The 13,090-nt window shown below is 61.3% G+C and carries 13 protein-coding genes; 12 read left to right on the top strand and 1 reads right to left on the bottom strand.

The window, feature by feature from the left end:
• The first annotated feature begins 8 nt into the window (after positions 1 to 8).
• The 3 genes from trpS to AC1DUY_RS09210 all read left to right on the top strand — a co-directional run bounded on the left by trpS (position 9) and on the right by AC1DUY_RS09210 (position 2,418).
• Positions 9 to 1,061 carry a tryptophan--tRNA ligase gene (gene trpS / locus AC1DUY_RS09220; protein ID WP_093757729.1) on the top strand — a complete coding sequence of 351 codons (1,053 nt, stop codon included), beginning with the start codon at positions 9 to 11 and terminating at the stop codon, positions 1,059 to 1,061.
• A 156-nt stretch (positions 1,062 to 1,217) separates the two neighbouring features.
• On the top strand, positions 1,218 to 1,712 hold the full coding sequence (locus AC1DUY_RS09215; RefSeq protein WP_089263331.1) for a universal stress protein: 495 nt from the start codon (positions 1,218 to 1,220) through the stop codon (positions 1,710 to 1,712).
• A 136-nt stretch (positions 1,713 to 1,848) separates the two neighbouring features.
• Positions 1,849 to 2,418 carry a NifU family protein gene (locus AC1DUY_RS09210; RefSeq protein WP_089263329.1) on the top strand — a complete coding sequence of 190 codons (570 nt, stop codon included), beginning with the start codon at positions 1,849 to 1,851 and terminating at the stop codon, positions 2,416 to 2,418.
• A 74-nt stretch (positions 2,419 to 2,492) separates the two neighbouring features.
• On the opposite strand, the gene AC1DUY_RS09205 is transcribed toward AC1DUY_RS09210, so the two are convergent.
• Positions 2,493 to 4,172, bottom strand: a complete 1,680-nt coding sequence (locus AC1DUY_RS09205) for a methyl-accepting chemotaxis protein (RefSeq protein ID WP_120288075.1) — start codon at positions 4,170 to 4,172, stop codon at positions 2,493 to 2,495.
• Between the two features lie 377 nt (positions 4,173 to 4,549).
• Here AC1DUY_RS09205 and tsaB point away from each other — a divergent pair, with 377 nt between their 5' ends.
• The 9 genes from tsaB (at position 4,550) to lnt (ending at position 12,825) form a co-directional block, all read left to right on the top strand.
• A complete protein-coding gene (tsaB, locus tag AC1DUY_RS09200) occupies positions 4,550 to 5,245 on the top strand; it encodes a tRNA (adenosine(37)-N6)-threonylcarbamoyltransferase complex dimerization subunit type 1 TsaB (RefSeq protein WP_439074212.1) in 696 nt (231 codons plus the stop codon).
• Positions 5,245 to 5,730 (top strand): ribosomal protein S18-alanine N-acetyltransferase, encoded by a 486-nt coding sequence (gene rimI, locus AC1DUY_RS09195; protein WP_089263687.1) that lies wholly within the window; start codon positions 5,245 to 5,247, stop codon positions 5,728 to 5,730. The genes tsaB and rimI overlap by 1 nt, the downstream gene beginning before the upstream one ends.
• A 42-nt stretch (positions 5,731 to 5,772) precedes the next feature.
• Positions 5,773 to 6,225: a Fur family transcriptional regulator gene (locus AC1DUY_RS09190; RefSeq protein WP_068730031.1), complete on the top strand. Its 453-nt coding sequence runs from the start codon at positions 5,773 to 5,775 to the stop codon at positions 6,223 to 6,225.
• Positions 6,226 to 6,238: 13 nt separating this feature from the next.
• Positions 6,239 to 6,943, top strand: coding sequence for an HAD family hydrolase (locus AC1DUY_RS09185; protein WP_478113737.1), 705 nt, complete (start codon positions 6,239 to 6,241; stop codon positions 6,941 to 6,943).
• Positions 6,944 to 7,047: 104 nt separating this feature from the next.
• Positions 7,048 to 8,466: a tRNA (N6-isopentenyl adenosine(37)-C2)-methylthiotransferase MiaB gene (gene miaB / locus AC1DUY_RS09180; RefSeq protein WP_439078762.1), complete on the top strand. Its 1,419-nt coding sequence runs from the start codon at positions 7,048 to 7,050 to the stop codon at positions 8,464 to 8,466.
• Between the two features lie 4 nt (positions 8,467 to 8,470).
• Positions 8,471 to 9,526, top strand: a complete 1,056-nt coding sequence (locus AC1DUY_RS09175) for a PhoH family protein (RefSeq protein WP_478113735.1) — start codon at positions 8,471 to 8,473, stop codon at positions 9,524 to 9,526.
• A 65-nt stretch (positions 9,527 to 9,591) separates the two neighbouring features.
• Positions 9,592 to 10,104, top strand: coding sequence for an rRNA maturation RNase YbeY (gene ybeY, locus AC1DUY_RS09170; RefSeq protein ID WP_478113733.1), 513 nt, complete (start codon positions 9,592 to 9,594; stop codon positions 10,102 to 10,104).
• Between the two features lies 1 nt (position 10,105).
• Positions 10,106 to 11,221, top strand: a complete 1,116-nt coding sequence (locus tag AC1DUY_RS09165) for a hemolysin family protein (RefSeq protein ID WP_478113731.1) — start codon at positions 10,106 to 10,108, stop codon at positions 11,219 to 11,221.
• Entirely contained in the window at positions 11,218 to 12,825 is a 1,608-nt protein-coding gene (gene lnt / locus AC1DUY_RS09160; RefSeq protein WP_478113729.1) for an apolipoprotein N-acyltransferase, read from the top strand. The genes AC1DUY_RS09165 and lnt overlap by 4 nt, the downstream gene beginning before the upstream one ends.
• Positions 12,826 to 13,090 lie beyond the last annotated feature (265 nt).

Here is a 13,090-nt window from a genome sequence, read left to right as displayed (position 1 = left end):
ACTAGACGATGGCTTTTACTCAACGGGTTTTTTCGGGCGTCCAGCCGACGGGCAATCTGCACCTCGGCAACTATCTCGGCGCGATCGTGAATTTCGTCAAACTGCAGGAGACGCATAATTGCATCTACTGCGTGGTCGATATGCATGCCGTCACCGTGCCGATCTCCGTGTGGGGCGGACCCGATGAATTGCGCCGCAACACCCGTGAAGTGACTGCGGCCTTCATCGCCTCGGGTATCGATCCGAAAAAGCAGATCATCTTCAACCAGAGCCAGGTCTCCGGCCATGCCGAGCTGGCCTGGATCTTCAACTGCGTCGCCCGCCTCGGCTGGCTGAACCGCATGACCCAGTTCAAGGAAAAGGCCGGCAAGGATCGCGAAAACGCGTCCGTGGGTCTCTACGACTATCCGGTGCTGATGGCTGCGGACATTCTGCTGTATCGCGCCACGCACGTTCCGGTCGGCGAGGACCAGAAGCAGCATCTAGAACTGTGCCGCGACATCTCGCAGAAGTTCAACAACGACTTCTCCGAATCCATCGCAGCGCAGGGCCATGACGGCCCTTACTTCCCGATGCCGGAGCCTGTCATCACCGGACCGGCGACTCGGGTGATGAGCCTGCGCGACGGCACCAAGAAGATGTCGAAATCGGACGCGTCAGACAATTCGCGCATCAACCTCACGGACGATGCAGACACGATCGCGCAGAAGATCCGCAAGGCGAAGACCGATCCGGAACCATTGCCGTCGGAAGAGAAGGGCCTGGAGCCGCGTCCCGAGGCCGATAATCTCGTCGGCATCTATGCCGCACTGTCCAATCGGTCGAAGGCTGACATTCTCACAGAATTCGGCGGCGCGCAGTTTTCGGGCTTCAAATCGAGCCTTGTCGATCTCGCTGTCGAAAAACTGTCACCTATCGCCGGCGAGATGAAGCGGCTGACGACATCCGATCTGACCTATGTCGATCAGGTTCTGGCCGATGGCGGCGAACGCGCCGGCGTCATTGCCGCCGAAACCATCAAGTCCGTGAAGGACATCATCGGCTTCGTCCACAAGCGGTAAATTCGCTATCGCATTCCTTTTCTCTGCCACAATCGACGCGACGCAAGTCATCCTTGCGTCGCGCTTGTCGAACGCCGCTGCGCCGTGGCAGCATGACACGATTGCCAAGCCGCTCACATTCTGGCGCATCAGACACGCCACAGCATCGGGACATGCATGAGCACCCAGCGACGTAGTTATGAAAGCGGCCACAAGCCGAAATGCCTCGTGGTCGTCGATGACAGCGAGGAATGGGACCGCGCAGTGTATTACGCCAGCCGCTGGGCCATTCGTGTCGGTGGCGGCGTGGTGATGCTGCGCATCATCGACACCGAAGATCGCAACCAGCAATGGCTCGGCGTTGCCGATGTCATGAAGGCCGAAGCGGAAGAAGGTGCCAATGCCGCGCTGGACCGCGCCTCAGGCCGCGCCAATGGCATCGCCGCCATCACCCCTGAACGCGTGATCCGCGAGGGTGATCCCACCGAGCAAATCCTCGACGTAATCGACAAGGACGTCGACATTTCCATGCTGGTGCTGGCTGCATCGGCCGGCGCGGAAGGCCCCGGCCCGATCGTCACCATGATGGCCAAGCTGGTCGGCTCGTTTCCGGTGCCGGTCGTCATCGTGTCGGGCGCCCTGAGCGACCTCGACATCGACGCCCTGTCGTAACCACCCTTTCGGACGGCTAAGGGACTGCGAAATAGGCCGAATTCGGCGATTTCGCGCCTTGATCGTGCGTTTTTCGTCGCCATCTGCTAGGGGATACTCACGCGCCGGCCTTGAACCGGCGACGCAGGAGAGACCGATGTTCATCCAGACCGAAGCTACCCCCAATCCCGCCACGCTGAAGTTCATTCCCGGCCGCGACGTGCTCGACAGCGGCACCATGGAATTCACCTCACCGGAAGCCGCAACGCGTTCGCCGCTGGCCGAAAAGCTGTTCGCCGTGAAGGGCGTCACGTCAGTGTTCTACGGCTCCGACTTCGTCACCGTGACCAAAGACGACAGCGACTGGCAGCACCTCAAGCCGGCGATCCTCGGCGCCATCATGGAGCACTACATGTCCGGCGCGCCGCTGATGGCCGACGGCAGCGTGAGCGGCGACGTGATCTCCGACGACGAGGCCGAATTCTTCAACGAGGAAGACGCCGAGACAGTCGATACGATCAAGGACCTGATCGAGACTCGCGTGCGCCCGGCCGTGGCCAATGACGGCGGCGACATTACTTTCCGCGGCTTCAAGGACGGCATCGTTTATCTGAACATGAAGGGGTCGTGCGCCGGCTGCCCGTCATCGACAGCGACCCTGCAGCACGGCATACAGAACCTGCTGAAGCACTTCGTGCCGGACGTTGTCGAAGTCCGCCCGATGTAAGTTCGGTCGCACCGCGACACATAAAAATGCCCGGGACAATCCCGGGCATTTTCGTTTCTGGAACCAGCCTTCGTTTAGCGGCCGATACTTGCGGCTTCTTCTGCGGCCCGCTGCATGCTCGATGACATTTCGTTCGTCACCGTGCTCTGCTCTTCGACGGCAGCCGCAGTTGCGGTGACATATTCGCTGACGTTCTGGATCTCCTGCTTGATCGCGTTCAGCGCATCGACCACATCGCTCGAAATGCCATTGAGGCTGCCAATCTCGCTGGCGATCTTATCGGTCGCCTGCTTGGCCTGGTTGGCCAGATTTTTCACCTCCGATGCAACGACCGCAAAGCCACGACCGGCTTCACCGGCACGCGCCGATTCGATGGTGGCATTCAGCGCCAACAGATTGATTTGCCCGGTGATGTTGCCGATCAGCTCGACGATCCCACTCATCGCCTGCGCTGCCGTGCTGAGACGCTGCGCTTGATCGTCCGCCAACTCGACCTTGCCCACCGCAGACATCGCCGTGGTCTTTGATTTCATCATGGCCTCAGAGATTTCGCGCACCGACGCGTTCAGTTCCTCAGCGCCAGCGGCGACCGATTCCATCATCGCGCGGACGCGTTCGCTCTTCATGCGCGCAATCACCTGCGCCGTGGTGTCGGTGGCATATTTTACGACCTTGTAGGGCTTGCCATTGAGATCGAGGATCGGATTGTACGAAGCCTGTATCCAGACTTGTTTGCCGCCCTTACCGATCCGCTGGTACTCCGCCGCCTGATAGTTACCACGCTTAAGCGCCGCCCAGAATTCGCGATAGTCGGCACCGTCGCGCTCACTCGGCACAACGAACATGCTGTGGTGCTTGCCCTGTATTTCCGAGAGCGCGTAACCGAGCACGCCCAGAAAATTCTCATTGGCGCTGAGAACGATGCCATCCATGCTAAATTCGATCACGGCCTGCGACTTGCCGATGGCCTCGATCTGACCTGAGAAATTCGCCGTGCGCAGCTTCTGTTCGGTAACGTCTGACGCGAACTTGACTACCTTGATTGGCCGGCCTGTCTCATCAAGGATTGGATTGTAGGTCGCGAGAATCCAGACCTCTTTGCCGTTCTTGCCGATCCGCTTGTATTCGGCGGCCTGATATTCACCACGATTGAGGCTGGCCCAGAATTCGCGATAGGCCGCGCCGTCGCGAGTTGCAGAATCGACAAACATGCTGTGATGTTTTCCTTCGATTTCCGCGAGATTGTAACCCATGACATTCAAGAACAAGTCATTGGCCGTGACAATCGTCCCATCGAGCTTGAACTCGATGACAGCCTGCGAACGACCGATGGCTGCGATCTTGCCGGCATCGTCCATACTGCGGATTTTCACTGCAGTTGTATCCATGGCAAACTTGACGATTTTCAGGGGCTTGCCATCATTCCCAAGGATCGGGTTGTAGGAACCCTGGATCCAGACTTCCTTGCCACCTTTGCCGAGACGCTTGAACTCGCCGGCCTGGTACTCGCCGCGATTGAGGTTGTTCCAGAACGTGCGATATTCCGCGCTGCTCTTCATCTCCGGCGTCACGAACATGCTGTGGTTCTTGCCGACGATTTCTTCCAGCGTATATCCAAGGGCGGACAGGAAGTTTTGATTGGCTCCAAGGATCGTGCCGTCAGCGCTGAACTCGATCACCGCTTGCGATTTTTTGATCGCTGCCGCCAGGGCCAGCCCCTCGCGCGCCCCTGAACTGCTCAACCAATGCAGCATCGAATCGCCTCCCATAAATATAATCGTATTCAAAAAATTAGACGAATAATTTCAGCCCGCATGAAAGCCACGCGCATCCGCGAAATGTCGCTTCCGAACGGTATGCTTATCTCATCGATCTCCGAAGAATTTATTAAGTGAAGCTTTTAGCCAGAGCGAAACTGAAGCTGTCCACGGGCGCATTTCGCTCACGGGAACTTTCATGATCTCGCTATCGTATCTTGTGAAAATATCTTTATGAGAAAGCGAGTAGTGGATGCACGCTAAAGCTGCCGCCCCCTCTCCGGCAGCAACGCGAATCACAGCACCATTGCGCGTGGAGCGATATTCTGCGAGTGGCAGGCGCAAACCCTCGCAAGCCGTGGTAGCGTCTCTTTATGTTGATCCTTGCCATTGATACCGCCCTTGACGCCTGCGCCGCAGGCATCCTCGACACCCGCACCAGCAAGCTCATTGCGCATGAGTCCATGCCGATGAAGCGCGGACATGCCGAGGCGCTGATGCCGTTGCTCGGGCGCGTCATGGCGGATTCCGGCATCGCCTTCGCCGACCTCGACCGCATTGCCGTCACCACTGGTCCGGGCAGCTTTACCGGCCTGCGCGTCGGCCTGGCGGCGGCGCGCGGCATTGGCCTGGCGGCCAGCAAGCCCGTGGTCGGCATCACCACACTGACGGCCTATGCGGCACCCGTCGTCAGTGAGAACATGGATGCGCCTGTCATCGCCGCCATCGATGCGCGGCATGACCATGTCTATTTCCAGGTCGTCAGCGGTAACGGCACCTCGCTGGTGCGGCCGGGCGTCATCCCCATCGACGAGGCCCTTGAGGCCGCGCAGTTCGGCGCACCGTATCTGGTCGGCAATGCCGCAGAGATCCTGGCCGCGCGCTGGCCGTCCGATGCACCGGCGCCGCTGCGCGTCGATATGCAACCCGCTCCCGAAATCTCATGGGTGGCATGGCTTGGCGCCGCGGTGAATCCGGAGACCGCGCTGGCGCGTCCCTATTATCTGCGCGCACCCGATGCCAAGCCGCAAAGCAGCCTGATGCAGCAGGCCGCACTAGCCGCATCATGATGCCGGCCTGGTGGCTGCGCCTGTTCAGCCGCGGCAATGCTGTGGTCGAGCCCGCCACGCTCCGCGACGCGCGACAACTCGCGCAGTTGCATGCCGCGTCCTTCCATCGCGGCTGGGGTGCCGGGGAATTCGAGCAGATGCTGCGCGAACAAAACACCCTCGTGCATCGGCTGAAACTGCGCGGCCGCCTCGTCGGCTTCGCGGTCTCGCGAATCGCCGCCGATGAAGCCGAGATTCTCTCCATTGCGGTGTCGCCGGGTCATCGCGGCCGCGGCCTGTCGCGCGATCTGTTTCTCACCCATCTCGGCCATCTGGCCGGTCGCGGCGTGCGTACCGTATTCCTCGAAGTCGAGGAAAACAATCTACCCGCGCGGCGGCTTTATGACAGAACCGGCTTCGCAGTCGCGGGACGCCGGGAACGCTACTACAAGGAAGCGGATGGAGCGGAATTGAATGCGCTGGTGATGCGGCGCGACTTGTCCTGACGCCTGCGGAGTGGCAAAAGAAGCCACGATGGGATCCGGATCATGACTGCACTGAAATCATCTGCGATGAAGTCTGCTGGTATCGAGGCGCGCTGCGCCGCGACCGGCATGCGCATGACGGAGCAGCGCCGCGTGATTGCGCGCGTTCTGGCGGAAGCCGACGATCATCCCGATGTCGAGGAACTGTATCGCCGCTGCGTTGCGGTGGATGACAAGATCTCGATCTCGACGGTGTATCGCACTGTGAAGCTGTTCGAAGACGCCGGCATCATCGAGCGTCACGATTTTCGCGAAGGCCGCGCGCGCTACGAGACGATGCGTGACAGCCATCACGATCATCTGATCAACTTGCGTGACGGGACCGTCATCGAATTCACGTCTGAAGAAATCGAGAAATTGCAGGCTGAAGTCGCCGCGAAGCTCGGTTACAAGCTGGTCGATCACCGGCTGGAGCTGTACTGCGTGCCGCTCGACGAGGACAAAACCACCAAGTGAGCGAATCAACCAAGTGAGTTCAGTTTCTTCGCGCTTCGATCTCGTCATCTTCGATTGTGACGGCGTGCTCGTCGACAGTGAGTCCCTCGCCTGCGTCGTCCACGCAGATGTCCTGACACAGTTCGGCTATCCCATCACCGCCGATCAGGTGCATGAGCGTTTCCTCGGCCGGTCCGCGCGCGAGGCGCGCCTGGAAGTCGAGACCGAGCTCGGCCGCGTGCTGCCCGATGACTACACCGCGACGCTGAAAGCCACGATCGACGAGGTGTTCGGCGCGAAGCTGCAGCCGATCCCGCATATCGCAGAGACGCTCGCAATATTGTCACACCCGGTTTGCGTGGCGTCCTCGGGCACACCGACACGCATTCGCAGCAGCCTCACCACGACCGGGCTGCTCGACCGTTTCGATCCGCATCTGTTTTCCGCTCTGCAGGTTGAGCGCGGCAAGCCGCAGCCCGATCTGTTTCTGTTTGCCGCCGCGCAAATGAATGCCGCACCCAAGCGCTGCGTGGTCATCGAGGACAGCATTCCCGGCGTGACGGCGGGGGTCGCAGCCGGCATGACCGTATTCGGCTATCACGGCGGCGGCCATTGCAGCCCGGCCACCGCGGCAGCCCTGACGGCCGCTGGAGCCCATCTCGTATTCGACGATATGCGGCAGCTCCCTGGCCTGGTGGCCAGGGGCGCACTGGCTGGCGAGCCCGTCGGCCTCGCCTAAGCCATTGCGAGCACTTATATTTTGCAGAAATGCTGGATTTTCCGAGCGTTAGCCTATAATTGAGCGCTGCGCAGCAAGCGCATTTCCAGCCCATTACAGGTTCCATGACCGCGCCGCGTAAGCTGCATATCAAATCCTACGGCTGCCAGATGAACGTCTACGATGCCCAGCGCATGGTGGACACGCTGGCGCCGGAAGGCTTCGTCGAGACGGCCAATGTCGACGACGCGGATCTGGTGATCCTCAACACCTGCCACATCCGCGAGAAGGCGTCCGAGAAGGTCTATTCGGAGCTCGGCAAGCTGCGCGTGGCCAAGGCGGAAGCCGCGCAGGCCGGACGCAAGATGAACGTGGTCGTCGCCGGCTGCGTCGCGCAGGCCGAGGGCAACGAGATCATTCGCCGCGCGCCTGTTGTCGATGTCGTGGTCGGGCCGCAGAGCTATCACAACCTGCCGGCGCTGCTGAAGCAGGCGAAAGCCGGCGGCCGCGCGCTCGACACCGAATTTCCAGTCGAGGACAAGTTCGGCTTCCTGCCGCCGCCGAAACCGGCAGCGATTCGCGCCCGCGGCATTTCCTCCTTCGTTACCGTGCAGGAAGGCTGCGACAAGTTCTGCACCTTCTGCGTGGTGCCCTACACCCGCGGCTCCGAAGTCTCGCGCCCCGTGGCGAAGATCATCGACGACGTGCAGCGGCTCGCCGATAACGGCGTGCGCGAGATCACGCTGATCGGCCAGAACGTCAACGGCTATCACGGCGAGGGCCCCGACGGCCGCCCGTGGGCGCTGGGCACGCTGCTCTATCGCCTCGCCGAGATTCCCGGTATCGCCCGGCTGCGCTATTCGACCAGCCATCCCCGCGATGTCGAGGACACGCTGATCGCGGCGCATCGCGATTTGCCGGAGCTGATGCCGTTCGTGCATCTGCCCGTGCAGTCGGGTTCCGACCGCATTCTGGCGGCCATGAACCGCAAACATACAGCCGAAGATTATCGCCGCGTCATCGATCGTTTTCGCGACGCGCGGCAAGACATTGCTTTTACTTCTGATTTCATCGTGGGCTTCCCGGGCGAGACCGAGGAAGATTTTGCAGCCACGCTCGCGCTCGTCACACAAATCGGATACGCTGGCGCTTATTCGTTCAAGTATTCGCCGCGTCCGGGAACGCCGGCCGCGGATTTGCAGGAGACGGTGTCACAGGCTGACATGGACGAGCGATTGGTGCGGCTTCAGAACCTGATCGACAGCCAGCAATCGGCCTTCAACGCGGCCACGATTGGACGCACTGTGGATGTGCTGTTCGAACGCCCCGCGCGCAATCCCGGCCAGATCGTCGGTCGTACCGCTTACCTGCAGCCGGCCCATGTGATGGCTTCTGACGACATCATCGGCCAGGTGCTTCCGGTCACCATTGAGAGCCTTGAGCGCTACAGCCTGCTCGGCAGCCTCGCATCACCTCCAGTTGCTAGTTCTCCAGTACCACCAGTGTTGCAGCCAGTCCGTTCTCACACCGTCACGGGAGCCTGAATTCTTGGCCAAAAGCGCATCGGATTCGTCTACGCTCGCTGTTCGCAAACTCGATACTCCACCGCAGGCCGAGACGCAGGTCGTCATCGACTTTGATGACAACCGGGCGGCCTCTTCGCTGGTCGGGCCTTATGGCCAGAACCTCGCGATCATCGAACGCCGGCTGAATGTCGTCGTCGATTCCCGCGGCAACCACATCACCCTCACCGGCATCCGCGACGCCTGCGACGCCGCCCGCCGTGTGCTCGAAACGCTCTATGCGCAGGCAGTGCAGGGCCATGACCTTGCCCCCGGCGATGTCGAAGGCACGATCCGCGCGACGCTGGCACAAGGCACGCTGTTTCCGTTCGATCCCAAGGGATCGAAAGCAGCCGCCTCGAATTTCGACACCATCAATCTGCGCAAGCGCCCGGTGCGTGCCCGCACCGCGACGCAGGACGCCTATATCCGCGCGCTGAGAAGCAACGAGCTGGTTTTCGGCATCGGCCCCGCCGGTACCGGCAAGACCTGGCTTGCGGTTGCGCAGGCGGCGATGCTGTTCGAGCGCAAGGAGGTCGATCGCATCATCCTGTCGCGTCCCGCGGTGGAAGCCGGCGAACGGCTCGGCTTCCTGCCCGGCGACATGCGCGAGAAGGTCGATCCCTATCTGCGCCCTATCTATGACGCATTGTATGACCTGATGGACGGGCGCATTGTCGAACGCGCACTGCAGACCGGCGAAATCGAAATCGCGCCGCTTGCGTTCATGCGCGGTCGCACGCTGACCAATGCCGCGATCATCCTCGACGAAGCGCAGAACACCACCTCAATGCAGATGAAGATGTTTCTGACGCGTCTCGGCGAGAACAGCCGCATGATCATCACCGGAGATCCCTCGCAGGTCGACTTGCCCAACGGCCAGACCTCGGGTCTCGCCGAGGCCGCGCGTCTGCTCGACGGCGTGCAGGGTATCTCGCAGGTGAAATTCACCGGCGAAGACGTCGTCCGCCACGAACTCGTGGCCCGCATCGTCGCCGCCTACGAAGGAACGCCGCAGAAGGCGGTCGCTACAAAGACCTGATGACACACTCATACGCTGACGGCGGACCCGGAATCGGGTCCGTTCGCGAAAGAAGTTCGATACCGATGCCGACCTATTCATCTCCCGCGACAGAGGTTCTTGTTGTCGCCGATTGCTGGTCTGCGGAGGCCGATGCCGACGCCGTGATTCACCGCGCCATCGAAGCCGCCGCCGCCATGGTCGATACCGATACGGCCGACACCGAACTCGCCATCATGCTCACCGACGACGCCGGCATTCGCACGCTGAACCAGAACTGGCGTGGCATCGACAAGCCGACCAACGTCCTGTCATTCCCGGCGCTGCAGCCGCCCGAAGGCGCGGACGAGCCCGATGACATGCCGCGCATGCTCGGCGACATCGCTATTGCCTACGAGACCACGCGCCGCGAGGCTGACGAAGAAGAGAAGAGCTTCGCCAACCATCTCAGCCATCTCGCCATTCACGGTTTTCTGCATCTGGTCGGTTACGATCATGAGAAGGACGACGAAGCCGAAGAGATGGAAGCGCTGGAGCGCGAGATCCTGGCAACGCTCGGGATCCCGGACCCCTATGCAGATCAGGATCGGGTGACCTGAGATGCCGGACGGCGACACTAGAAGCGATCATTCGAAGACCTCAAGCAATCTGCCTGCGGTGGTTCACGACGGCGAGGTCATGCGCCCGACGTCGGAGACCTGGCTGACCCGCGCGATCCGCTCGCTGTTCGGCTGGAAGCCGGGCTCGGTGCGTGCCGACCTGCAAGTCGTGCTCGACGCCTCCGCGCCGGACGAGACCGGCTTCTCCACCATCGAGCGCACGATGTTGCGCAATATTTTGGGGCTCAACGAGCGCCGCATCGCCGACGTCATGGTGCATCGCGCCGATATTGTCGCGGTGAAGCAGGATATCTCGCTCGGCGAATTGATGGGCCTGTTCGAGAGCGCGGCGCATTCGCGCTTGGTCGTATTCAACGAAACCCTCGACGATCCCGTCGGCATCGTTCATATCCGCGACCTGCTGGCATACATGACCGTGAAGGCGCGCAACGTCGTGCCGTCGACGGCCAAGAAGAAGAAAGTGTTTCCCGCGGGCCTCGACCTACGTTCGGTCGATCTGGCGCAGACCGTCGTTGACACCGGCATCATCCGCAAGCTGCTCTACGTGCCGCCATCGATGCGCGCCATCGATCTGCTCGCGCAGATGCAGGCCGCACGCATCCATCTCGCACTCGTTGTCGACGAATATGGCGGCACCGACGGCCTCGTCTCTATCGAGGACATTGTCGAGCAGATCGTCGGCGAGATCGATGACGAACACGACAGCGACGAGCCGCCATCCATTGTCAGGCAGGGCGACAGCTTCATCGCCGATGCACGCGCCAGCCTAGATGACGTGCGCGCCATGATCGGCGAAGAATTCGAGACCGGCGAAGACGGCGAGGAAGTCGAGACACTCGGCGGCTATCTCGTCACCCATGTCGGCCGGCTGCCCGTGCGCGGCGAGGTGATTTCCGGCCCCGGCAATTTCGAGATCGAAGTGCTCGATGCCGATCCGCGCCGCGTCAAGCGGCTGCGCGTCGGCCCCCGCAAGGAGCGGCCTGCGCCGCGTGCCCGCGAACCACGCCGCCGCGATGCGTCATCGGACACCGGCGCGGCACCGTCCAATGACAATGTGAATACGCCTCCATCAGGCGACAGCGCGGGAACGCCGTGACATCACGCAGCCTGCGCTCGGTCGCACTCAGCATCATTCTCGCTTGGGGTTGGAAGCGCGCAGGCATCGCGCTGCTGGCCGGCGCGGTATCGTCGCTGGCGATGGCGCCGTTCAACGCCTGGCCGGTGCTGTTCATCACGTTCCCCGTCGTCGTCTGGCTGATCGATGGCGCCGCCGCCGGCAAGATGCGCGGCATTCCCGCGGCCGCCATGGCGGGCTGGTGGTTCGGTTTCGGCTATTTCGTGCCGGGCCTATACTGGATCGGCTACGCTTTCCTCGTCGACGCGCAGACCTTCGCATGGCTGTTGCCCGCCGCGATCTGCGGCCTGCCCGCCTATCTCGCGCTGTTCACTGCGATCGGCTTCGCGCTGGCACGCCTGCTTTGGACCAAGGATGTCGCGCGGATCTTCGCGCTCGCCGCGAGCCTGACGATCGGCGAATGGCTGCGCGGTCATGTATTGACGGGCTTTCCCTGGAATGCGTTCGGCTATGCACTCACCGAACCGCTCGCGCTCGCGCAGAGCGCATCGCTGGTCGGCCTATGGGGACTGACATTTATCACCGTAGCGATCTTTGCATCGCCTGCGGTGCTGATCGACGGACGCTCGCGCACGCAGCGGCCGTGGCTGGCGCCGGCGCTTGCGCTGGTGCTGCTCGTCGCGATGGGCGCCTATGGCATGGCCCGGCTGTCACGCACCCCGACGCAACTGGTTGCCAATGTGAAACTGCGCATCATGCAGCCGAATCTGTCGCAGGACACGCGCTTCAACTATTCCGCCAAGGCGGATGTCATGAGCAGATATCTTGCGCTGTCTGACCGCGCGACCGGTCCACAGAATTCAGGCGTCGGCGCAGCCAACATCCTGATCTGGCCGGAATCGGCATTCCCGTTCTTCCTGTCGCGCGAACCCGATGCGATGGCGCAGATCGCCAATCTGCTGCCGAAAGGCACCGTGCTGGTCACCGGAGCCGTGCGCCCGCCGGATGCGCCACTCGGCGCGCGCATCACGCAGGCCTATAATTCCATTTACGTGATCGACCATGACGGCAGCATCCTGTCGACCTACGACAAACTTCATCTGGTGCCGTTCGGCGAGTATCTGCCGTTCCAGAGCTTCATGGAGAAGATCGGCTTCCAGCAATTGACCAAAGTCCATGGCGGCTTCATTCCCGGCACGCGCCGGAAGCCAATGGACATTCCCGGCGCGCCGCACATGCTGCCGCTGATCTGCTACGAGGCGGTTTTCCCGGACGATATCACCACGCGCAACGATCGGCCGGGCTGGATCGTCAATCTCACCAATGATGGCTGGTTCGGGATTTCCACGGGCCCCTATCAGCACCTGCAGCAAAGCCGCGTCCGCGCCATCGAGGAAGGCCTGCCGCTGGTTCGCGCTGCGAACACCGGCATTTCCGTCGTGGTCGACCCTGTCGGCCGCCTGATCGCGCGGCTCGATCTCGGTGTCGAAGGCGTGCTGGATTCGGGATTACCAGCGGCCATTTCGCCGACGGTCTACTCGAAAATCGGCGATATTCCCGCCGCGATGTTTGTCGCGCTCGCGATCATTTTCGCCGTTCGGCGGCGTACGCCGGTACGTCACTAGCTTGATACTTGAAGCATTTGATATAGCTTGCAAGCTAGCTTTCGCCGCCTACCGAACAACCCTCTCGATGTGATTGCTTTTTAAGCTAGCTTTGTAAGCTTTATTTCTCACCTATTGAGAAATAAAGGTGCAGTGGCTTAAATTTTCCGCTTAGGAAAATTTGCGCGGTTGTTATAATCCACTAGGATACCTTTGGTTACAACCGAAGCCGCCCTAAATGACGGATTGCCACGCATGATCCGTCTCCCTTGATGTGATCCAGGAG

The sequence above is a fragment of the Tardiphaga sp. P4_G1 genome (genome assembly GCF_056401215.1).
Note: the sequence above shows the minus strand (reverse complement) of the source record. Positions and strands in the feature narration are given on the sequence as shown.